A 21,608-nucleotide genomic window follows, 5' to 3' on the forward strand; every position below is an offset into this window, starting at 1 on the left:
CAGCCGGGCATTACGGTGGGACACGAAGACCTCCGTGCGGTGCAGTCCTAGACAGCTCCACCACACCGGAGGTCTTCGCCATGATCAAGCACCGGGACATGTCAACAACGCTCGTGATCAATACAGCTAGGGCGGCGGATCGCGGCGGGCCCGGCAACCGCGCAGGTCCGGACAGCGGACCGCGCGGGTCCGGTTCGGCTCCCGGGCCTGTGCGCGGGCGGGTGGCGACGTACGATCAGCGGATGGCTGACATGACCGAAACCACGCCCGGCTGGCTGGCTCCCGACGAACTGGAGCTGACGCGCGCACGTATGCCGATCCTGTATGTCGACGCCGTGCCGGTGCGGGTGGACGACAGCGGGGAAGTCACCCACATCGGGCTGCTGCTGCGCATCGGGCCCGACGGGACGATCAGCCGCACGCTGGTGTCGGGCCGGGTGCTGCACCACGAGCGGGTCCGCGACGCGCTGCTGCGGCATCTGGAGAAGGACCTCGGCCCGGTGGCGCTGCCCCGGATCCCGGCCTCCCCGCAGCCGTTCACCGTCGCCGAGTACTTCCCGACCGAGGGGGTCACCGCGTACCACGACCCCCGGCAGCACGCGGTGTCCCTCGCCTACGTCGTACCGGTCGCGGGCGACTGCCGCCCGCGCCAGGACGCGCTCGACCTGGTGTGGTTCACCCCGCAGGAGGCGTCCTCGCCGCAGCTCCAGCAGGAGATGCCGGGCGGTCGCGGTGTCCTGCTCCGGCAGGCCCTGGCGAGCGTCGGCTGCCTGTCCTGACGGTCCGGTCCCGGCCCGCCGCCCTGTCATCTGTCAGGAGCGGCGGGCCGTTCCCCTTTCCTACGGTGCTGGTGGCGGCCTCGAAGGGCCGGTTCCGCGAGGAGAGGGAGAGCGACATGGGCAAGGTCATGCGGGGCGTGGCGGCGCTGGCACTTTCGGTGGCGGCCGTCGGCACGGTCGGCGCGGTGCGGGCCGACGCGGCGGGCGGCACGGTCCACGGCTGCCCGTACGGCGCCGTCTGCGTCTACCCGAACGACACGGACTGGGGCAACGACCACCCCAGCTTCGTGTACTGGAGCTACGGCGCCCACAACCTGAGCAATCAGTACGGGTGGCACGACGTGCTCAACAACCAGTCCGGGGGCGCCCGGGCGAGGCTGTGGACGGGCTACAACGGCACCGGCCAGGTCGTCGACGACCTGGTGGCGGGCGGCGCCTGGCACTACGACCTCGGCCCGGTCAACTCCATCACCCTGGAACGCCCCTGACAGTCCGTCAATTTGCTGACCGGGCCGCCGGGCACGTTCACAGTCCGCACCAGCCGGTCGAGGTCGGTGTACGCAGTCCGCGCACCGGAGACCGTACCGGACGTCGCACCGGAGGCCGTACGGGACGTCGTATCGGCGGCTGTGCCCGTGGCGTAGGTGTCGGTGTACGGGTGCGACCGGCCGCTGGCCGCCGCTTGGCCGTGTGCTTGCGCCAGCGCCTGGGGGCCACGGCGCCGAGGTAGGAGCGGGCCCGTGCCTGCCGCTTCTGACAGGTGACAGGGGTCGCCTGTACGGCGGCAGGGCGCGGCACGGGCCAACGGCCGGTCGTGCCGGGATTCCGGGTCGTGACGGCCCCCCGGAGCGGGCGGGGGGGCGCCCGCTGAACGGCTGCTGGGGCGGCGGCGGTCCTCAGAGCCGGTCGGCGTCCGCGATCACTTCCATGACGAACGCGCCGGTCAGCCGGAGCCGCCGCGCCCGGTCGGCGAGGTCCGGGTCGCGGGCGAGCCCGGCCGGAAGCGGCTCCGCGCGGCGATGGGCGAGGGCCGTGCGGATCAGCGGGTGCCAGCACGGCGCGAAGGTGTCCAGGGCGTACTCCCCCGCGCCCTCCTTGGAGACGATGTCCCCGGTGGCGACCGTGCGGTGCAGCCGGGACACCCCGAGCGCGCCCCAGGTGGTGAGCGAGCGTCCCGCCGAGCGCGCCGCGACCAGCGGCTTGCCGGGCGTCTTCCCGGCCAGCGCCTTCTCGGCCCAGGGGTGCCAGTAGCCGTGCAGATTTTCCAGATTCCACGCGCGCAGGCGTTCCGGTTCCGGGTCGAGCCCGAGGGTGCCGGGGGCCGGGCCGCGCAGCGGGATGCCGCGTTCACGCAGCACCTTCCACACCACAGGGTTGACGTCGAAGGCACGGCCGCGCGCGAAGGAGTTCCCGGTGTGCGAGGCCAGCGGGCGGATGGCCGTCACCGGTCGGCGGAGGTCGGCGGCCGACACGTAGACCGCGTTCACCGTGCCGGGGACCGTCACCCGCGCCCGCAGCAGCGCCCGTACGACGGGGGTGGCGTTGCCGACCGGGTGCAGCACCCGCAGCCGCCGGAGGTCCCCCGCCGTGAAGCCGCCGTCCACCGCCACGACGACGTCGATGTCGCTGCCGCCCGCGCGCCACGCCCCGAGCGCGGCCGAGCCGACCACGTAGAAGTGGGTGATCCGGCCCGGCAGCAGCCGGTCGGCGACGGACAGATAGCGGCGGGTGAGGCGGGCGGCGTCGGGATGGAGCATTCGGGGAGTCTGCCACGGGCGCCCCTGGGGCCGCGGTGCGCTGCCGGCCCGGCGTCCGGTACGAGGACGGCGGGCGGGCGGTCAGCAGGCGGTCGGTCAGCGGGCGGTCGATCGGTCGGGCGGTCGGTCAGCGGGCGTCCCGCCCGGCGGCGCGCCACTCCGGTGCGAGGATCGACCAGACCTCGGCGTCCTGCCGTACGCCCCGGTAGAGGTAGGTGGCGCGCAGCAGTCCTTCGCGGGTCATGCCGAGCCGCTTCGCGACGTTGACGCTCGGCGTGTTCTTGGGCGACACCATCCACTCCACCCGGTGGATACCGCGTTCGTACACCGCCCAGTCGATGATGACGCGGGCCGCCCGCGTGACCAACCCCCGTCCGGCGGCGGCCGGTTCGAGCCAGCAGCCCACCTCGCAGTTGCCCGCCGCCGCGTCGAAGACCTTGAACAGGACACCGCCGACGAGCAGTCCGTCGAGCCAGATGCCGTAGAGGCGGCCCGCGTCGGCCGCCGTCTTGTCGGCGTACGACTGGAGCCAGTTCCGCGCCGAGTCCAGGTCGGCGGTGGCGTCGGCCAGGCCGATGTGCTGTCCGACGTACTCGCGCCCGCGGTCCATGTGGGCCAGGAACTCCTCGGCCCGCCACGGCTCCAGCGGGCGCAGCTCGGCGTCGTCTCCCAGGGAAATCGCGAACATCTCGTCCTCCACGTCGGCATCGCACAGCGGCGCCGCTCCACGGCACGCGCCCCCGCAGACCTACCGCAAAGGGAGCCGCCGCGACCAGCGGTTTTCGCCCGGAGCGGGTCCGTACCCCTTCGGACGTACGGGGTCAGCGGTCGGCGCGGGCGCGCCAGGCGAGGAACGGGACCAGGGGCGACTGGCCGTCCAGGTAGATCCAGGGCATCTCGGTGGCCCGGTCCCCGAGGACCTGGAACAGCGGACGCGCGAGGCGGAGGTCCCCGGCGAGCGCGAAGGTCATCGCGAAGGTGTTGAAGGCCAGCGGCCAGTCCCGGCGGCGTACGAAGTCCGGGTGGTAGACCGAGCGCGCGGCGGCCTCGTTCACGGCGCGGACCACGTCGGCGTCGGCCAGATACGGCGACTCCGCGTCGCCGCCGAGTGCCAGCCACTCCTCCAGGTGGGCCTGGGCGACGAGGTGGCCCATCGGGCTACCGGCGGGGGCCGCCAGCATCGACTCGCGGGCGAAGGCGTGCGTCCGGGCCCACGAGCCGCCCCACTTCGGGCAGAGCTGCTGCACGTGCTGCCGGTGGGCGGCGACATGGCCGGGCGAGCGGCGGCAGGTCGCCGCGAAGCGGCGCTCCGCGACATCGGATCCGACGCCGAGACCGCGCCCGGTGATCTGGAGGAAGTACCAGGGCGCCGCCCAGGTCGGCTCGCGCTCGGCCGCCTCCAGCAGGTGGTCCTCGGCGACGGTCAGCCGGGTCCGGAAGAGCTCCCACTGCTCGTCCGACACGTATCGCGCCGCGAAACCCGTACGGGCGTGCCAGGCCCAGGCGACATGCCGGGCGCCGGAGACCAGCAGCGGCAGCGCGTCGTCCGGCTCGGCGGCGATCACGTCGCCGATCCACCGCTCCACCCCGGCGACGCTCTGCACGCCCTCCAGCAGGAAGGTCAGGTCCTCGCCGTCCGTCGCGGCGGCCAGTCGCGCGCGGATCAGCGGCCACTGCTCGACGCCCTCGCGCGCCGCCGCCCGGATCTCGGCGAGCCGCGCGTCACCGTAGGACAGGTCGATGCCGGGGACCCGCTTGCGGCGCAGCAGGAAGGTCTCCCCCTCCGCGCGGCGCACCCTCAAGAGGCTGGTCCAGGACATACGACGCAGAATACGCCGGGCGCCCGATCGTCGCCGGTCCGGTGGCCGCCTCCCGCCGGTACGGTGGCCGCCTCTCGCCGGTACGTGGCCCGTCCCTCGCCGGTACGTCGCCGGTACGGTGGCCGCCCTCGCACGCTCCTCGCCCGGTGCGGCCCGCACGGCTCATCCGGCCCCTGGACGTACGGCGTCCCCGGCCGGTCCGGCACGGCGCGGCCCCAGTCCGGGACCCGCGGACCGCGCCCGCGCCACCGGCGGATGCGGGTTGTCGGCGCGCCGGACCAGCGAGTGCGGGTCCGTCGCGGCCTGCTGGAACCTTCCCGCGTCGCTGACGGCGACGAAGGTGCGTACGGCGTCGAGATCCACGCCGACCGACGCTGCTCGCGGGGTACGACGCTCCCGCTCCCCGGCGGACGGCCGCCGCCGGAACCCGGTTGCCCCCGTCCCGAGGCCGCTGCCACAGTCGTCGCCATGACCGCCGACTCCACCGCGACCGCCACGGCCGCCACGAGTTCTTTCACCGCGCCCGACGGGACCCGGCTCGCGTACCACGCTCTCGGCGAGGGGCCGCCGCTGATCTGCCTGCCCGGGGGTCCGATGCAGGACAGCGCGTATCTCGGGGATCTCGGCGGTCTCGCCGCGCACCGGCGGTTGATCCTGCTGGACCCGCGGGGCACCGGCGGCTCGGCGGTCCCCCAGGACACCGGCTCCTACCGCTGCGACCGGCTCGTGGACGACGTGGAAGCCCTCCGCGTCCATCTGGGCCTTGACCGGGCGGATCTGCTCGGGCACTCCGCCGGTACGAATCTGGCCGTGCTGTATGTCGCCCGGCATCCCGAACGCGTCGGGCGGCTCGCGCTGATCACGCCGAGCGTCCGGGCGGTCGATGTCCCGGTCACCGGGGACACGCGGCGCGGGACGGCGCTGCTGCGCGAGGGCGAGCCGTGGTTCCCGGCCGCTTTCGCCGCGCTGGAGGCGGTCGTCGCGGGCAAGGGCGACGCCGGGACGTTCCGGGCCGTCGACCCCTTCTTCTACGGGCGTTGGGACGACGCGGCCCGCGCGCACCGGGACGCGGGCGAGGCGCGCAGGAACGCGGAAGCCGGGGAGGTCTTCGGTTCCGAGGGCGCCTTCGACCCGGCCGCCACCCGCGCGGCCCTGGCGCGTTTCACCTCCCCCGTCCTCGTACTGGCCGGGGAGGTCGACCTCAACACCCCGCCCTCCGCCGCGGCCGAGGTCGCCGGTCTGTTCCCGCGCGCCGAGTCGGCCGTCCAGCCCGCCGCCGGTCACTTCCCCTGGCTCGACGACCCGGCGCGTTTCGTGTCGACCGTGGCGGCCTTCCTGCGCTGACGAGCACGCGGCCGAAGGCGGCCGTCAGGCAGCGGACGTGATCGCCTCGTCGAGTACGTCCCTGAACGGCGTCGGCGGGCGGCCGATCAAGGTGGCGAGCGCCGGGTCGACCGCGGTGAACTCGCCCTGCCTGCCGGCCGCGAACATCCCGAGGAGCAGTTCCGCCTGCGCGGGTGAGGCGCCGTGCCCGACGAGGAGGTCCCGGTACTCGTCGTCGCCGATGACGACGCGCTTGACCGGGCGCCCGGACAGTTCGGCGGCGGTCTCCGCGACGTCGGCGAGATCGAGCGCTTCGGAGCCGGTGAGCGGCGCGGTCGGACCCGACGGGCGTACGGACCGGTCGTCGGCGGTCAGCACGCGCGCGGTGGCCTCGGCGAGGTCGGCGTGGGCCGTCCAGGAGATGGGGCCGTCCTCCGGCGCGGCCAGCTCGCCCGTACGCACGGCGGCGCCGAGCAGCATGATCGCCGAGCTGGCGTAGTAGCCGTTGCGCAGGGAGGTCCACGGCACGCCCGAGTCGCGCAGCGCCGCCTCGGTGGCGGCGTGGTCGGGCATGGGCGCGAAGAGGGAGGTCGGGCTCGCGCCCATGTGGCTGGTGTAGAGGATGCGGCCGGCCCCGGCTGTTTTGGCTCCGTCGATCGCGGCGTGGTGCATGGCGAGGGCGGGCTCTCCGGTGACGTCGGCCGAGACGATCAGCACCTGCGCGGCGCCCTCGAAGGCGTGCGCGAGGGTCGCCGGGTCCGTGAAGTCGCCCCGCCGTACGCGGACGCCCTTCTCCGCCAGGTCCCGCGCCTTGTCGGGGTCGCGGACGCTGACGCCGATCTCCTCGGCGGGGACGCGGGTGAGCAGCCGGTCGACGACGGCCCGGCCGAGTTTTCCGGTGGCTCCGGTGACGATGATCATGAGGTGTCTCCAGGTGGGTGAGGGTTTGCGCGGCCTCGGCGCACGGGCGACGCGCGGTCGACAGATCGACATGCCGATAGATGTCGCCGTACCGGTGGCGGCACAAGCAGCGCCGAATCACCGCTAACGACCTACACGCTAGCACCGATACTGAATCACCGCTAACGCGATTCCTGTTACCGTCGACACCATGAGCGTCGGAGACATCGCCCCTGAGGACAGTCCGCGCGAGCGCATCCTCGCCGCCACCGCCAAGCTGCTCGCCGAGGGCGGCCGGGAGGCCGTGTCGACCCGGGCGGTGGGCGCGGCGGCCGGAGTGCAGGCACCGACGATCTACCGGCTCTTCGGCGACAAGCAGGGTCTGCTCGACGCGGTCGCGGCCGACGGCTTCGCGGCCTACCTGGCCAGCAAGACGGACCTGGAGCCCGGCGCGGACCCGGTGGCGGACCTGCGGACCGGCTGGGACCTGCACGTCGGCTTCGGCCTCGCCAACCCGGCGCTCTACCAGGTCATGTACGAGCGGACCAGGGGCTCGGTGCTTCCGACGCCCGCCGAGGTCGCGGGCGTGGCGGTGCTGGCCGGGCACATCCGCCGGATCGCCGAGGCGGGCCGACTGCGCGTGAGCGAGGAACGCGCCTCGCTGCTCGTCCAGGCCGCGGGCCAGGGCATCACCAACACGCTGATCTCCCTGCCGCCCGACCGCCGCGACCCGGAACTGGCCGCCCTGGCCCGCGAAGCGGTCATCGCCGCGATCACCACCGACGCCCCGGCCGCCACCGACCCCGCCTCCGGTCCCGTCACCGCCGCCGTGGCCCTGCGCGCCGTCCTCCCCCGGACCTCCGCCCTCACCGCCACCGAACAAGCCCTCCTGCGCGACTGGCTCGACCGCATCGCCACCGCGAAGCCGCAGCCGTAGGCCGTAGGCCGTCCGCGCCCCGAAGGCCCGCCGTGGCTGGCGGCTGGCGGCTGGCGATCAACCCAGCCCTGAGTGTTCCGGTCGGGCGGTCCGGTGGTCGACGGCGGGGCGCAGCCAGGGCGTGAGTTGGACGATTCCCCAGGTGGCCTCGGCGGCGAGGAACAGCCACAGGATCCGCGAGGCGCCTTGGGCCAGCGCGTACGCCATCCACGCGGAGAACAGGGTGCGCGCGACGCCGTCGAGCAGGCCGTGTTCGGGCAGGGTCCGTACGATGCGGAGGGCGGCCCAGACGACCACCACAGAGCCCATCAGATTCGCGAACAGGGTCTGCCACACGTCGAGTTCGGGCAGGACGCCCCAGCCGAGCGCGTCGCCCGCCGAGGACAGCGCGTCGTGCACCCGCGCGTAGGTCCACGGTGTGACGAACCCCACGGTGACCGCGAGGTCGTACCAGGCACTCGCGCGTACGACGCGGAGATAGGCGGGGCGTGCGGGGGCGTGGAAACGGATCACGGGGAGGCTCCGGCCGGTTGGGGGGCTCAGCGACGGCCTCACGCTAAACAGTGGAGTACGGTCCAAGGTCAAGCTCATCGGCCGAGGGGGGAGACGCGGCATGCGTATCGGAGAGCTGGCCGCTCAGACCGGGATGACCAGGGACGCGATCCGGTTCTACGAGAAGGTCGGCCTCGTCACGGGCCGACGCCTCACCAACGGCTACCGCGACTTCCCGCCCGAGTCGGTGGCCTGGCTGCACTACGTCCGCACCGCGCAGACGCTCGGATTCTCCCTGGCCGAAATCGCCAGGACCAGCGAGGAGTTGCGCGCGGCGCCGGACCCCGCCGTAGCGCTCTCCGCGCTGTTCGAGGAGAAGATCCGCCTCCTCGACGCCCGCATGGCCGAACTCGCCACCCTGCGCGCCGAACTCACCGACCGCGTCGGCACAGGGTGCCCCCTCCGGGCGGTCGAACCGGACGGCGACGGTGCCACGCGCGTGACGGCCCGCCCCCTGGCTCACGCCATCCGGCCAGTCGTCTGAAGGACCGAGTGACACGGTGCCGGTGCCGGTGCCGGTGCCGATACGGCGGCAGGGCCCAACCCGGCCGCGACGAGCGTCTGTTCCGCGCCCGCGCCGTCATCGCCGCCGCCCCGTGCGTACCGTCCGCATCGGGGGACACGCGTAGGCGGGGAATCGGCGAGGCATATGCCCCTGGCTGTCCGGCAAAGGGGGGTGCGGGGGCGGGATGAGGGCCGCCCCGATCTCCCCTTGGTGCCCGGCCACCAGTACCCTCTTGATCCTCACGGCACCTCCTCCACGGTTCCCGGGCGAACCCCGGTCCCCTGTCGGCGTCTTCGGCGCTCGGCCCTCCCGTGGAAGGGGCAGTTCGGGCGGACAGCCGTGACCCCCGGCAGATCGGCCCGGCTGGCGGTGGGAAATCCGAGTACGGAACAGGGCGTCGAGGTGCCGCGCAGAGCGGCTCCTCCTCAAGGGGCAGCGCGAGGGGCGGAATCAGGTGGACGACGACAACGGCACGGGCATACCCGGCGAGGACGGCGCGACGGCCGGGGACGGCAAGCCGGCCGGACAGCGGCAGCCGGGCCCGAGGCCCATGGCCCGGGCGCGGAAGGCTGCGGCGCAGCCCCGTAAGCGCGCCCAGGCTCCCGCCCGGGCGGAAGCGGAGACGCCAGCGGACACGGCAGGGGGCACGGCAGGGGACACGGAGACGGTGGCGGACGCGCAGCCCGAGGGCGGCGCTCAGGAAGCCGCCCCGTCCAAGGCGGCGCCAAAGCCCGCGAAGCCCACGAAGGCCGCGCCGAAGCGCGCTGCCGCAAAGCCCGCCGAGAAGACCGTGGCGGCCGAAGTACCCGCCACCGCAAGCAAGGTGACGGAGCCTCAGAAACAGCCCGAGGCCGCCCCCATGGCAGCCGCGGCGGCGAAGGCGGCGCAGAAGCAGGTGGCGGAGAAGCCCGCCGTGAAGGCCGCCAAGACCGCGAAGACGGCGGCCAAGGCACCGGCCGGGACTCCGGCGAAGGCGCCCGCGAAGGCACCCGCGAGAACCGCGGCCAAGACGGCGCAGACACGGAAGACCGCGGCGGCGGCCCCGCCCGCGGGCGCGGCGAAGAAGGCGGCGGGGACCAGGCCCCCGGCGAAGGGGCGGAAGACGGCACCGGCCGCTTCGAAGGCGGCGCCGTCCCAGGCCGTGGCCGAGGCCCCGGAGCCCCAGGAGCCCGCGGCGGGGACGTCGAATCCGGTCAGCAGCACCGGACTTGTCGCTCTCCTCCAGGAGAAGGGCGCGCTCGCGCCCGAGGCGGCGCTCGTCGTCCTCAAGGGCTCGCTGGTCGCGCTCGCCGCAGCCCACGAGGCCGGTGGCGCCCACGGCGACATCGCGCCCGAGAACGTCCTGCTCACCCCCGAAGGCACGGTCCAGCTCACCGACGCCGAACCGGCGGCTCCCGCCCCGGATCAGCCGGAGGCGAACGCCGAGCCGGACGCCGTACCCCCCGGCACCCCCTACAGCGCCCCCGAACGGTGGGCGGGCGCACCGGCGACCGCGGCCTCCGACGTCTACGCGGCGACGGCCGTCTTCCACCAGAGCCTCACCGGCGCGCCGCCGTACGCGGGTGCCACGGCGGCGGAACCGGCGGCCCAGCACGCCGAGGCGCCGGTCCCGGCCGAGCAGGCCCCGGAGCCCGTACGGCCGCTGCTCGCACGCGGGTTGGCGAAGAACCCGGCGGAACGGCCGCAGAGCGCGGCCGAGTTCGCCGCCGAGGTCGAGACGGTCGCCGTCGCCGCCTACGGCGAGGACTGGGAGGAGCGCGGGCGCGGTGAACTCGCCGCGCTGGTCGTCCTGTTGGCGGCGCCGTCCGGCGATGCGGCGGCGGAAGCGGCCCAGCAGCCGCAGGCCGCCGCCGTACCGGTCGCCGTGGCCGCGTCCGCCGCGTCCGGGGCTGGCGCGCCGCCCGTACCGCCCAAGCACGCGCCCCACCACGCCCCCGCGGGCGGCCCCGAGGCTCCCGCACCCCGCTTCAGCCGACGCGCGAAGGTCCTCGCCGTCGTCGCGGCGGCCGTGATCATCGCGGGCGCGGTGACCGTCACGGCGGTGGCGACCGGCAACAAGAGCGACGACACCCCCGTGGCGGGCCCGACGCCGACCGCCGTCACGTCGCTGACCGCCACGACGCCGACCACCGCGCCCGCCAACCCGTCCCCCACCGTCAGCCTGTCGGCGTCGCCCACGGTCAACGTCTCGCCGACCGGCACACCGACGACGGCGGTCACGCCCAGCAGGACCGTGTCGAGCACGCCCACCGGCACGCCGAGCACGCCGCCCACCACCGCGCCGACCACCCCTTCGGCCGACCCGACGACGACCGGGAAGCCCGCGGCCGGGCCGCACGTGGCGTCCATCGCCGTCACCGGTTTCGACTGTCCGACCGGCAAGCGCCGCACGGCGACCGCCACGGTGTACGTGACCTACGACGGCACCGAGGCGGGCACCTTGCACCTGACGTGGTGGCACAGCGCCACGGGCAAGCCGCAGGGCGCCGTCACGCTGGCCCGGCAGACCGCCCAGTTCCCCAAGGGCGCGCAGAGCTACACCTTCACGGACCGGTACACGTTCACCCCGGACCGCGATCACCCGTACGTCGGGCTGTCCGTCTCCAGCGACCCGGCCGCCGACTCCGGCAACGGCACCTACGGAGTGGGCTGCCGCTGACCCTCCGGTACGTGTCCGGCACCGCGCGGAAGGCGTCGCGCGGTGCCGGACACGTGTCAGTGCGGGCGCCAGGACAGCGCAGGATCAGGACAGCGCAGGTCTCAGGACGTTGCAGGCGTCAGGCAGGCTTCAGGACAGGCGCCAGGGCAAGTGCCGTGCGCTCACCGCGTGAAGATTCCGGCGACGAGGTTGATGGCGGTCGCGAGAATGCTCGTACCGAACAGATACGACAGCAGTGTGTGCCGCAGGACGACCGCGCGGATCGTCGAACTGGAGACGTCGGTGTCGGAGACCTGGTAGGTCATGCCGAGGTTGTAGCTGAAGTAGAAGAAATCGCGGTAGGCCGGGGCCTCGTCCTCGGAGTTGAAATCGATCCCGCCCTCGGACTCCTCGTAATACAGATACGCGTACCGTGCCGCGTACATCAGATGCAGTGCGGCCCAGGCCATGAAGACGCCGATGAGCGCGGTCGCGGCGTGGGCGGTGTCGGAGTTGCCGAGCAGGAACACGACGATGCCGATGAGGCCGCAGAGCGCGACCGCGACGACCACGATCTCCTCGGCGAGCGGTCGCAGGTCCTCGCGCCGCGAATTGCGGCGGGTCGCGGCGGCGTCCATCGGCCACAGCACGCACCAGCCGACCACGACGAAGAACGACTCGGTGGCCGCGATGGCCGAGAGAATTCCCAGCGGCGTGTCGGTCGACGACCCCACGCACGCCCCGACCACCGCCCCGAAGGCGACCGAACCGGCAAGGCGCGGAGCCGCGGACGGCGAAAACCGGATACTCGTACTCACAGGCCGTAACGCTAGTGGTTCACCGCTGTCGGCACGGCAATGGCCGCGCAAAAGTGCCGTGCCGGATCGGCGCCGGGGAATGGGTCCGGGGAATCGGTCCAGGGAATCGGCACGGGATCGCCTTCCCTACGTGTCGAGGCGGACGGTCATCTCCACCGTCACGTCGTCCCCCTCGGAAAGCCCCTCCGGTTTGCGCACGGCGTTCTTGAGCGGCAGCAGATAGCCGCCGTCCTTGGGAAAGAGCGAGGTCGCGAAATCGGTGCCGCCGATCCGGGCCAGCACCGGGATCACCCCCCACCCGTACGAGGCCGTCGTCGCCACCTCGCGGATGTCCGCGGACTCCTCCTCCGGCACGGGCACGAAGTAGTACGGCGCCGGTCCGCGCCACTCCACGACCCGCCCCGCGAACACCAGCTCCACGCCCTCAGCCCCTTCTCCCACGTCCTACGTCCCGCGTCCCGCGCGTCCGTCGGGGACAGCCAGGCTAGACCAGTACGGGTTACGTCTCGTCCGCGCCCGCGCCAGGAGCGGACCCAGCGGGCGGAGGGGGCGGGGCGGGCGGGGCGAAGTGGATGGGGGCGGTGAAGTTGGCGCGGCGGGCGGCGCGGCGGAAGGTGATGAGGGCGGCGGGGCCGGCCAGCAGGATGGCGACGAAGTTGGTGACCGCGCGGCCGGTGTCCCAGCCGAGGGAGGTCGCCACGTCGAAGGCCAGGTAGCGGTGCCACTGCTCGGTGAAGGGCAGGCCCGGCAGGTAGGCGATGGAGCTGCCGGGGTCGAGCGAGAAGGGCCAGAAGGAGAGGTTGAGCAGGAAGCCGAAGAGGTAGCCGGACGCCGAGCCGTAGGCCGCGAGCATCAGGATCTCGGCCTTGCCGCGGGCGCGCGGGAGGAGCCCGGCGAGCATCCCGACGAAGGCGCAGCCGAACATCTGGTACGGCATCCAGGGTCCGACACCGCCGGTGAGCAGCGCGGACGCGAAGAGGGACGTGCAGCCGAGGGTGAAGCCGAAGCCGGGGCCGAAGACGCGGCCCGCGAGCACGAGGACGAAGAAGACGGTCTCGACGCCCGCGGTGCCCGCGCCGAGCGGGCGCAGGGCGGCGTTGACGGCGGACAGCACGCCGAGCATGGCCAGGGCCTTGGCGTCGATGCCGCCGTCGGCGATCTGGGCGAAGACCACGGCCAGGACGAGGATCAGCAGGACGCCGAAGATCAGCGGCGGCGCGTAGGAGGTGCCGAAGCGGCCGGGGGCGACGACGAAGGGCCAGAAGAAGGCGACCAGGCCGATGAAGGCGGCCAGGACGATGGTGACGACGGCCGTCGCGTGCATCCGGACGGCGGTGGTACGGCCCGTCCAACGCCCGGCCGCGCCCTTGCCGTTGCCCGCGCCCCCGCTCGTGTCCGTGGCGCCCGTCCTGGTCGTGGCCATCACTTCGCCTCGGCTTCCGCGAGCGCGTCCGCGACCTGACCGACCGTCAGGTAGGGCAGCGGGGCGAGGATCTTGGCGGCCTGCGGTGCGAAGGCCGGTGAGGCGACGATGACATCGGCGGTGGGGCCGTCGGCGACCGTCTCGCCCTCGGCCATGACGATCACGCGGTCGGCGCTCGCGGCGACGAACTCCACGTCGTGCGTGGAGATCACGACGCTGCGGCCCTCGGCGGCGAGCGCGTCCACGATCCGGATGAGGGCCTGCTTGGCCTGGTAGTCGAGGCCGCGGGTCGGCTCGTCCAGCAGGACGACGTCGGGTGCGGTGGTGAGTTGGATGGCCAGCACGAGCGAGAGCTTCTGGCCTTCCGACAGGTCGCGGGGGTGGGTGTCGTCGGGGATGCCGGGCGCGAGCCGGTCGAGGATCGCCCGCGCGGCGCTCGGGGCCGCCCCGGCCGACTCCCGGTCGGCCTGGGCCAGTTCGGCGCCGACCGTCTCCAGGTAGAGCAAATCGGTGGGGGTCTGCGGGACCAGGCCGACGCGGCGGCGCTCAGGTCCCGACGTCGCACGCCGTCCGCCGAACCGCCGTGCCGAGGCCCCCGGCTCGGGTGCGGCCGGGTCCGCGCCCTGCGCGAACCGTACGGTTCCGCCCTGTCGCGGCCCGGCGCCGTGGATCGCCCACAGCAGGGACGACTTGCCCGAGCCGTTGCGGCCCATCAGCGCGGTGACCTCACCGGCCCGCAGCTCCAGGTCCACCTCGCGGACCGCGACCACGTCTCCGTAGCGCACGACGATCCCGCTGGCGGTCAGCAGCGGTGTGCCCGTGCCGTGCGAGACGCGGACCGGCGGCACCGGGCGTCCGGCGAGCCGTTCGCGCAAGGGAACTGCGGCGCGGCGGGCGTCGCGTACGGACAGCGGCAGCGGTTCCCAGCGGGCCAGGCGGCCGAGGTCGACCACGGGGGGCGCGACCGAGGCGGTACGGAAGGCGACGGACGGCGGCGCGGAGGTGACGGTGCCGTCGCCGGTCAGGTGCAGGACGCGGTCGGCGTACTGCACGACGCGCTCCAGGCGGTGTTCCGCGAGCACGACGGTCACCCCGAGGTCGTGCACGAGCCGGGTCACGGCGGCGAGGACCTCCTCGGCGGCGGTCGGGTCGAGCGCGGAGGTGGGCTCGTCCAGCACCAGGACCTTGGGGTGGGCGGTGAGGACGGACCCGATGGCGACGCGCTGCTGCTGGCCGCCCGACAGCTCGCTCAGCGCGCGGTGCCGCAGGTCGGCCAGGCCCATCAGATCGAGGGTCTCCTCGACGCGCTTGCGCATGACATCGGCGGGGACGGCCAACTGCTCCATGACATAGGCCAGTTCCTCCTCGACGGTGTCGGTGACGAATCCGGCGAGCGGGTCCTGGCCCACGACGCCCACCACGTCGGCGAGTTCACGCGGCGGGTACGACGCGGTGTCGCGGCCGTCGACGGTGACACGGCCCGCGAGTGTGCCGCCGGTGAAGTGCGGCACCAGGCCGTTGACCGTGCCGAGCAGCGTGGACTTGCCCGCGCCGGTCCTGCCAACGACCAGGCACAGTTCGCCTTCCTCCAAGGTCAGGTCCACGTCCCGCAGCACGGGCTGCTCGGAGCCCGCGTACACGACGCTGACCTGGTCGAATCGGATCACAGCAGGGCCTCGCTGGGCTTGTCGGCGGTTTCGGCGGTGGTGGCGGTCGCGGCGGCTCCGCCGGGCGGCACGGCGGAGCGCCCGGCCGTGGCGCTTCTCGCGCTCTTCGCGCTCTTCGCGCTCTTCGCTGCGGATGTGCGCGGCGGGGGCGGCGCGGCGAAGGCGGCGGTGCCCGCGAGCAGGATCGCGGCGGCGGGCAGCCACGGCAGTGACGGCCAACGCAGCGGATACAGGCTGGGGTTGAGGTCGGCGGCGTTGTAGCCGACGGTCAGGAACAGCACGGTGGCGGTGGCGACGCCGCACATCGCGACCACCCACTCCGCGGACCGCCAGGGGTCGGGTCGGTAGCTGGTGCGCCGTATCCGCCGCCCGCCGAGCGCGAGTCCGGCGCAGCACAGCAGCGACCCGCCGAGCATGGCGGGCAGTCCGAGCGCGCGCGGGGTGGTGCCGTCCAGCAGCCCGTAGATGCCGGTGCACAGGCCGAGCATGCCGCCGAGCATCAGGACGGCGGTGGTACGGCGTGAGGCGCGGGTCGCGGTGCCGGCCCGGCCGTAGCCGCGCGAGTCCATGGCGGCGGCCAGGTGCAGGGAGCGTTCCAGCGCGTCCTCCAGTACGGGGATGAGGATGCCGCGCAGCGCCCGCAGCCCCTTGGCCCGGTCGGCCCGCAGCCGTCGGGCGCGCGCCACCCGCTGGACGCTTTCGACGAGTTGGGGGGCGACGCTCAGCGACACCGTGACGGCGACGCCGAGTTCGTACAGCGCGCCGGGCAGGACGCGCAGGGCCCGCTTGGGGTTGGCAAGGGTGTTCGCGGCGCCGATGCAGCACAGCAGGCAGGCCAGCCGCAGTCCGTCGGTCGCGGCGGACAGGGTGGCCTCGAGCGACACCGGGCCGCCGAGCTGAATTCCCGCGTACCAGTGGGGAGTCGGGATGTGCGGCAGCGAGAACATGATGTGGTCGGCGGGTGTGATGCCGCTGGCGAAGACGCAGCGGAAGACGACGCGGATCGCGACGACCGTCAGCGCGAGGTACAGGTAGTACTTGAAGCCCTTCGCCCAGGGGGCGTCGGTGCGGCGCTCGGTGACGACGTAGCCGAGGACGACCAGGACCAGGCCGAGCAGCAGCGGGTTGGTGGTGCGGCTGACAGCGGTGGCCAGGGCGATGCCCCAGATCCACCAGGCGACCGGGTGCAGGGTGCGCGGGAGCCGCCGCCCGGTGTGCGGGGAGGCGGCGGCGCGCGGCGGTACCGCGGCGGCGTGCGCGGGACCGCCGGTCGGGGACGGAGGCGGGGCGGTGGACAACGCGCTACTCCGCGTTCCGCCGCCGCCGGGTCCTGACGACGATGAATCCGGCGATCACGGCCACGACGGCCGCGGTCAGGGCGAAGGGCAGGACCGAGCCGGACGAATGGCTCGCGGCGGCGGTCGGCTCCGCGTCCTGTGTGCGGGGCTGCCCTGGCGACGGCGTTGCGCCCGTGGCCGTGCCCGTGCCCGGCGCGGTGCTCGCGGGCGCGGTCCCGGTGGGGGTCGCGGTGGGCGGGGCCGAGGTGGTGGCTGGTGTCGTACGGGTCGCGGACGGCATGGTGGCGGCCGGTCGTGAGGTCTTCCCGGGCGCCGAGCCCGCGGTGGTGTGCGTACCGGCGGGCTTGGTCGGCCTGGGCGGGGCCGAAGTGGCGCCGCCGGACGTGGTGTTGTGCGCCCGGACGCTGTCGGGTGAGAACGTCGGACGGCCCTGCGTGCCCGCGACGTTGGTGGCGCCGAAGATCCACAGGTCCACACTGCCGGGCTTGGGGTGGTAGCTCATCGCGCCCAACTGGCTGTAGGACCAGGTGTTCTGCCCCGCGTCGGCGTGCCAGTACGACCAGTAGGCGGTCGCGGGCGGCGTCAGCACGCAGGGGGCGTCCTTGGACGTCGGATACTGCTTGCCGCCCTGGTAACCGGCGTAGCCGATCCGGCAGATGAAGGCCGGCCCGTCGTGCTGGGTGCCGGTGGTGGCCCAGCCGCCCTGGTTCAGCAGGGTGTAGCCGGTGGTGGGCGTGGTGCCGCAGGACCGCAGCAGCGGGCCGCCCCAGTGGCTGAAGTCCACCGCGAGCACGACGCCCTTGGTGGTCGTGCACGCGCTCATCGGCTGCGCGGTCGCCATCGCGGGCGCCGCGCCCACGGTGAGCCCGCCGCACACGGCGGCGAGCGTCAGCGCGAGCGCGGTGACCGTACGGGCGAGGACCGATCGTGCGCCGGGCCGCCGTGGGTGGCCGGACGCGCCTGCGACGGGCGCCGCCCGCCGGGCCGTTGACCGCATGCCATGGGCCGGCCGAATGCCGTGGATCACTGGTGCCTCCCGCCCTGTTGTGCGGTGCGCCGCCGCCGTACGGTCAGCGCGCTGCCCAGGGCCAGCAGCAGCGCGGCGAGACCGGCCGCCGCGAGCACGCCGGTGCCGGTGGCGGCCAGCGAGCCGCCGCTGCCGCCGGAGTCCGTGCCGCCCGCGGAGCCGGACGAGCCGCCGGAGCCGGAAGAACCGGACGATCCGCCGGTGGAGCCGCCGCCCGAGGGCGCGATGGGCGCGAGCGCGTGGGTGAGCGTGGTCAGCGGGGTGCCCGCGAGTGCCGGGACGGCCTGGGTGCTGGACCGCAGGTCGGAGTCGCCCGCCGCGGCGGTGATCCGGAAGCCGCCGTCCTTGTTTTGCGTGGTGCGCAGGAACTTCTGCCCGTCGCGCGCCTGTTGGGGCCGGATCTTGTCGGTGGCGAGCAGCGCCTGGACGGCGAGCGCGGTGGAGTTGCTGCTGACGCCCGCCGCGCCCTGGTAACCGCCGCTGGACTGCTGGGCCTTGACGAGATACGTACGCGCCTTGGTGACCGCGTCCGCGTGTCCCGGCACCAGGACGAGCGCCTGGAGCGCGTAGCCGGTGGTGTCCACGTCGGAGGCGCAGTCGGCGCCCGGCGCGTCCAGCGTGGAGGAGAAACCGCCGTCCGCGCACTGGAGTTGGAGCAGCCGGTCCACGGCGGCGGCGGGCGGGGTCTGGCCCGCGCGGGCCAGGGCGAGGACGCCGAGGGACTGGGAGACCGTCGAGTACGCCTGGTCGAAGTCGCCGGGGGCGGTGCAGGAACCGTCCTCGGCGGCGGCCGTGCAGACGTGGCCGCTGAGCGTGCCGATCAGGTCGAAGCCGCCGAAGTGCCGCGGGTCCTGGCCCATGACCTGGGCGAGCACCGCGAGTTTGGCGGTGGCGCCGCTGTACGGGCCGGGGTAGGCGGAGGTGCCCGCCGGGTCGGCGTAGTCCGCGACGTGTCCCGCGAGGTAGCCGGTGACCTTGGTCAGCGTCGGGTCCTGGCCGCCGGTGGAGGCGAGCGCGAGGGCGAGGTCGGCGGTCAGACCGTAGTCGGGGCCGTAGGTGCTGGCCAGGTGGTCGCTGCCGTCGAGCTGCTTGACCAGGTACGCGGCCCCTTCGGCCGCCGCCTTCTGGTCGGCGAGGTCGCGCAGCAGGGTGCCGAAGGAGGTGCCGACCGCGCCGCCGACGGCCTGCGTGGAGGCGCGTACGTCGGACTGCTTCTGGTCGGTGTCGGAGGCGACCCGGAAGCCGCCGTCCGCGTTCTGCTGCGCGGCCAGGAACGCGCGCGCCTTGGCGATCTGCGCGCGGTACCCCGTGCCGCCCAGGGTGAGGCCCTGGACGGCGAGGGCGGCGGAGTTGACGGAGTCACCGGCCGCGCCCCGGAAGCCGCCGTCGCCGAGCTGCTTGCTCGCGATCCAGGCCGCGCCCTTGGCGACCGCCTTGGCCGCGGCGTCGCCGGGCACCAGGTCGAGGGCCATGATCGCCATCGCCGTGCTGTCCACGTCCTGGTCGCCGGCGGCCGGGATCAGGCTCGGCCAGGCGCCGCTGGAGTCCTGGAGGCTCTCCAGGTACGCGACCGGCCCGGCCGCCTTGGCGGTGTCACCCGCGCGCAGTTGGGCGATGACGCCGAGGGACTGGGAGAACACCGAGGTGGCGTAGGCGTAGTTGTTCCTGGCCGCGCAGCCGCCCGAGGTGTCGGCCGCGGCGCAGACGGTGGCATCGAGCGCGGCGATCAGGTCGTGGCCGCCGAAGGCGCGCGGGTCGTTGCCGGTGACCTCGGCCGCGACGGCCTCCTTGGCGAGCGAGCCGCCCTGCGCGTAGGAGGTGCCGATCAGCGTCCAGTCGTCGATGCCGCGGCCGGAGCCGTCCTTGCCGTGCTGGAGGAAGTCGGTGATCCCTGCGAGGGTGTCGTCGGCGCCGCCGGTCGCGGCCAGCGCGAGCACGCCGTCGACGGTCAGGCCGAAGTCGGCGAAGCCGGTGTTCTGGCCCGCGCCGGACTCGTAGTAGTGGCCGTCCACGAGATTGCCGCGGTTGATGAGGTACGCGACGCCCTTGGCCAGGTCGGGGGTTGCCGCGGCCGGGGTGGTCGGTCCGGTCGTGGGCGGGGTGGTCGGCGAGGTCGTGGGCGGGGTCGTCGGCGCGGTGGTGGGGGGCGTCGTCGGCGGGCTCGTCGGGGTGTCGCCGTAGGTGAGGCTGCCGAGGTCGCTGGAGGTCACGGCGAGGACGGCGGCGGTCGAGGCGTACAGGTCCGGGTCGGTGCCGCCGGAGCCGTCGGAGGCGAAACCGCCGCCGTCGGTCTGCCGGGCGGCGAGCCAGGAGCGGGCGGCGGCGGCGCGGTCGGTCTGCGCCAGTACGGTCAGCGCCTGGGCCGCGGAGGAGGTCGTACCGGTGTCGCCGGAGGACGCCCCTTCGTACGCGAGGTAACCGCCGTCGGCGGACTGCGTCTTGGTGAGGTACGCCCGCGCCTTGTCCAGCACATCGCCGGTACCGGGCAGGTGCTTGAGGGCGACGACGGCGTCGGCGGTCGAACCGGGGTCGGACGTGCAGCGCTCGCCGGGCGAGAGCATCGAGCCGGAGAATCCGCCGTCGGCGCACTGCATCCCGGTGAGCCGGTCGACGGCGGGCCGCGGCACGGTGGCGCCGCCGCGGGCCAGCGCGAGCAGGGCGCGGGCCTGGGTGCCGGGCGAGAAAGCGCCGTGGAAGTCACCGGCCGCGGTGCAGTTGCCGAGGCTTCCGGCCGCCGCGCAGACGTTGTCCGTCAGGTCCTTGAGCAGGTCGTGGCCGCCGAAGGAGGTGGGGTCACCGCCCAGGATCTCGGTGAGCAGCGCCAGGTTGGCCGCCGCGGCCGGGCTCGGCACGGTGACCGTGGAGTCCGGGAGCAGGTAGTCGTCGGCGTGCGCCGTCAGAAAGGCGTCGATCGCGCGGATCGTGGCGTCGGGGCCGCCGGCCGCCGCGAGTGCGATGGCGGTGTTCGCGGTGGCGCCGAAGTCGGTGCCCCAGCCGTCGAAGACGTGGTCGCCGTCGGTGAGTTGCCTCGTCAGCCAGGTGGCCGCCGCCGCTGTGTCGGCCTGTCCGCCGGGACCGGTCGGGGGCGTGGTCGGCGGCGTCGTGGGCGGGGTGGTCGGCGGCGTGGTGGTGTCGTGGGCGCGGACGGAGTCCGGTGTGAACGAGGGACCGCCGGTGCTGCCGCCGATGTCGGTGGGGCCGAACACCCACGCCTCGACCTCGCCGTCCTGCGGGTGGTCGCCGAGCGCGCCGAGCGGGCTGTACGTCCAGGTGTCCTGTCCCGCGGGCGCGATCCAGAACGACCAGTACGCGTTCGCGGGCGGGGTCAGGACGCACGCCTCGTCGGCGGTCGTCGGGTACTGCGTGCCGCTGTCGAAGCCGTCGTTGCCGATCCGGCAGATGAAGCCGGGGCCGTCGTGCACGGTGCCGGTGGTGGTGAATCCGGCGTTGTGCAGCAGATTCATGCCCGTGGTGGGGTGCGCGTCGCAGCCGCGCAGCACCGGGCCGTTCCAGTGCCCGTAGTCCACCGCGACGATCGCCCCCGAGGTGGGTGTGCAGTCGCCGATCGGGTCCGCGCCCGCCGGGGTCGCCACCGAGACCAGTCCGGCCGTGAGGCTGCCGAAGGTCAGCGCCGCCGCGGTGAGCAGGACGACGATGCGCGGCCGTCTGTGACGGCGGCGCGGGACAAGACGAAGCACGGGTGGCCCCCCGGGTCGGCCGACGGGGAGGGCGGGCCGCGGAGGCGAGGCGGCCTGGCGGTTGACGCGGCCGTCCTGTCGTCCGTGCCGTAGTCCTCGACGGCGATCGTGACTTGCTGCTCAGCGCAGGTGATCCGGCTCGCCCGCCTCTCGGAGGGCCTACGGTTGCGGGTCAGCGCCGGACTTGGACCGGCTTCCCCTGGCTGCTGAATCGGAAATACGTTTCATAGCACCACGTCGGCGTGTGCCCCGTCAACGTGGCGGGCAGTTGCCTTCACCACTCCCCCGCGACCCTTACGTCACGCGCGTGCTGCGCTAGCCTCGGCTGGTCGCCGACTGGGGGAATCCGGTGAGAGTCCGGAGCTGACGCGCAACGGTAGGGGCCGCCTTCGCGGTGGTCCGAGCCCGATCACCCGCTCGGAGACGCAGCACGTGCGGAAGCCTGACCACGCGTTCGGGCGGCGAC

General features: G+C 74.0%; 19 protein-coding genes and 2 riboswitches. Of the genes, 6 read left to right on the plus strand and 13 right to left on the minus strand.

The window, feature by feature from the left end; translation table 11 throughout:
• The first annotated feature begins 251 nt into the window (after nt 1-251).
• Both ACIOC1_RS24610 and ACIOC1_RS24615 read left to right on the plus strand, forming a co-directional pair.
• A complete protein-coding gene (locus ACIOC1_RS24610) occupies nt 252-779 on the plus strand; it encodes an NUDIX hydrolase family protein (protein WP_355341772.1) in 528 nt (175 codons plus the stop codon).
• A gap of 71 nt (nt 780-850) precedes the next feature.
• Nucleotides 851-1,267 carry a hypothetical protein gene (locus tag ACIOC1_RS24615; protein ID WP_401856361.1) on the plus strand — a complete coding sequence of 139 codons (417 nt, stop codon included), beginning with the start codon at nt 851-853 and terminating at the stop codon, nt 1,265-1,267.
• 408 nt (nt 1,268-1,675) lie between these two features.
• On the opposite strand, the gene ACIOC1_RS24620 is transcribed toward ACIOC1_RS24615, so the two are convergent.
• The 4 genes from ACIOC1_RS24620 to ACIOC1_RS24635 all read right to left on the minus strand — a co-directional run bounded on the left by ACIOC1_RS24620 (nt 1,676) and on the right by ACIOC1_RS24635 (nt 4,719).
• Nucleotides 1,676-2,536 (minus strand): aminoglycoside adenylyltransferase domain-containing protein, encoded by an 861-nt coding sequence (locus ACIOC1_RS24620; RefSeq protein ID WP_401856362.1) that lies wholly within the window; start codon nt 2,534-2,536, stop codon nt 1,676-1,678.
• Nucleotides 2,537-2,663: 127 nt separating this feature from the next.
• A complete protein-coding gene (locus tag ACIOC1_RS24625; RefSeq protein WP_401856363.1) occupies nt 2,664-3,224 on the minus strand; it encodes a GNAT family N-acetyltransferase in 561 nt (186 codons plus the stop codon).
• Between the two features lie 133 nt (nt 3,225-3,357).
• On the minus strand, nt 3,358-4,356 hold the full coding sequence (locus ACIOC1_RS24630) for a hypothetical protein (protein WP_401856364.1): 999 nt from the start codon (nt 4,354-4,356) through the stop codon (nt 3,358-3,360).
• Between the two features lie 162 nt (nt 4,357-4,518).
• The gene (locus tag ACIOC1_RS24635; RefSeq protein ID WP_355341493.1) at nt 4,519-4,719 is read right to left on the minus strand and encodes a hypothetical protein; all 201 of its coding nucleotides are present in this window, start codon (nt 4,717-4,719) and stop codon (nt 4,519-4,521) included.
• Nucleotides 4,720-4,824: 105 nt separating this feature from the next.
• Between ACIOC1_RS24635 and ACIOC1_RS24640 the strand changes: the two genes are divergently transcribed.
• The gene (locus ACIOC1_RS24640) at nt 4,825-5,700 is read left to right on the plus strand and encodes an alpha/beta fold hydrolase (RefSeq protein ID WP_401856365.1); all 876 of its coding nucleotides are present in this window, start codon (nt 4,825-4,827) and stop codon (nt 5,698-5,700) included.
• A 24-nt stretch (nt 5,701-5,724) separates the two neighbouring features.
• Here the strand turns inward: ACIOC1_RS24640 and ACIOC1_RS24645 are convergent, their stop codons facing one another.
• Nucleotides 5,725-6,600, minus strand: a complete 876-nt coding sequence (locus ACIOC1_RS24645) for an SDR family oxidoreductase (protein WP_401856366.1) — start codon at nt 6,598-6,600, stop codon at nt 5,725-5,727.
• A gap of 190 nt (nt 6,601-6,790) precedes the next feature.
• Between ACIOC1_RS24645 and ACIOC1_RS24650 the strand changes: the two genes are divergently transcribed.
• Nucleotides 6,791-7,516, plus strand: a complete 726-nt coding sequence (locus tag ACIOC1_RS24650) for a TetR/AcrR family transcriptional regulator (RefSeq protein ID WP_401856367.1) — start codon at nt 6,791-6,793, stop codon at nt 7,514-7,516.
• Nucleotides 7,517-7,573: 57 nt separating this feature from the next.
• Here ACIOC1_RS24650 and ACIOC1_RS24655 read toward each other — a convergent pair whose 3' ends face one another.
• Nucleotides 7,574-8,029, minus strand: a complete 456-nt coding sequence (locus tag ACIOC1_RS24655) for a hypothetical protein (RefSeq protein ID WP_401718894.1) — start codon at nt 8,027-8,029, stop codon at nt 7,574-7,576.
• A 100-nt stretch (nt 8,030-8,129) separates the two neighbouring features.
• Here ACIOC1_RS24655 and ACIOC1_RS24660 point away from each other — a divergent pair, with 100 nt between their 5' ends.
• Both ACIOC1_RS24660 and ACIOC1_RS24665 read left to right on the plus strand, forming a co-directional pair.
• Nucleotides 8,130-8,552, plus strand: coding sequence for a MerR family transcriptional regulator (locus ACIOC1_RS24660; protein WP_401856368.1), 423 nt, complete (start codon nt 8,130-8,132; stop codon nt 8,550-8,552).
• A gap of 844 nt (nt 8,553-9,396) precedes the next feature.
• Nucleotides 9,397-11,232, plus strand: a complete 1,836-nt coding sequence (locus ACIOC1_RS24665) for a serine/threonine-protein kinase (protein WP_401856369.1) — start codon at nt 9,397-9,399, stop codon at nt 11,230-11,232.
• Between the two features lie 161 nt (nt 11,233-11,393).
• Here ACIOC1_RS24665 and ACIOC1_RS24670 read toward each other — a convergent pair whose 3' ends face one another.
• The 7 genes from ACIOC1_RS24670 to ACIOC1_RS24700 all read right to left on the minus strand — a co-directional run bounded on the left by ACIOC1_RS24670 (nt 11,394) and on the right by ACIOC1_RS24700 (nt 21,142).
• Nucleotides 11,394-12,029, minus strand: coding sequence for a DUF1345 domain-containing protein (locus tag ACIOC1_RS24670; protein ID WP_401856370.1), 636 nt, complete (start codon nt 12,027-12,029; stop codon nt 11,394-11,396).
• 126 nt (nt 12,030-12,155) lie between these two features.
• Nucleotides 12,156-12,449, minus strand: coding sequence for a DUF1905 domain-containing protein (locus ACIOC1_RS24675; RefSeq protein ID WP_355341469.1), 294 nt, complete (start codon nt 12,447-12,449; stop codon nt 12,156-12,158).
• A gap of 79 nt (nt 12,450-12,528) precedes the next feature.
• Entirely contained in the window at nt 12,529-13,353 is an 825-nt protein-coding gene (locus ACIOC1_RS24680) for an ECF transporter S component (RefSeq protein ID WP_401856476.1), read from the minus strand.
• 98 nt (nt 13,354-13,451) lie between these two features.
• Complete coding sequence (locus ACIOC1_RS24685) at nt 13,452-15,119, minus strand: ABC transporter ATP-binding protein (RefSeq protein ID WP_401856371.1); 1,668 nt, start codon at nt 15,117-15,119, stop codon at nt 13,452-13,454.
• Nucleotides 15,116-16,309 carry a CbiQ family ECF transporter T component gene (locus tag ACIOC1_RS24690; protein ID WP_401856477.1) on the minus strand — a complete coding sequence of 398 codons (1,194 nt, stop codon included), beginning with the start codon at nt 16,307-16,309 and terminating at the stop codon, nt 15,116-15,118. The genes ACIOC1_RS24685 and ACIOC1_RS24690 overlap by 4 nt, the downstream gene beginning before the upstream one ends.
• Before the next feature lie 112 nt (nt 16,310-16,421).
• The gene (locus tag ACIOC1_RS24695; protein ID WP_401856372.1) at nt 16,422-17,414 is read right to left on the minus strand and encodes a hypothetical protein; all 993 of its coding nucleotides are present in this window, start codon (nt 17,412-17,414) and stop codon (nt 16,422-16,424) included.
• Nucleotides 17,415-17,440: 26 nt separating this feature from the next.
• The gene (locus ACIOC1_RS24700; protein ID WP_401856373.1) at nt 17,441-21,142 is read right to left on the minus strand and encodes a prenyltransferase/squalene oxidase repeat-containing protein; all 3,702 of its coding nucleotides are present in this window, start codon (nt 21,140-21,142) and stop codon (nt 17,441-17,443) included.
• A 106-nt stretch (nt 21,143-21,248) separates the two neighbouring features.
• Nucleotides 21,249-21,382: riboswitch (cobalamin riboswitch) on the minus strand.
• 50 nt (nt 21,383-21,432) lie between these two features.
• Nucleotides 21,433-21,578: riboswitch (cobalamin riboswitch) on the plus strand.
• Nucleotides 21,579-21,608 lie beyond the last annotated feature (30 nt).

The organism is Streptomyces sp. NPDC088197, assembly GCF_044741185.1.
Taxonomy (GTDB): Bacteria; Actinomycetota; Actinomycetes; order Streptomycetales; family Streptomycetaceae; genus Actinacidiphila.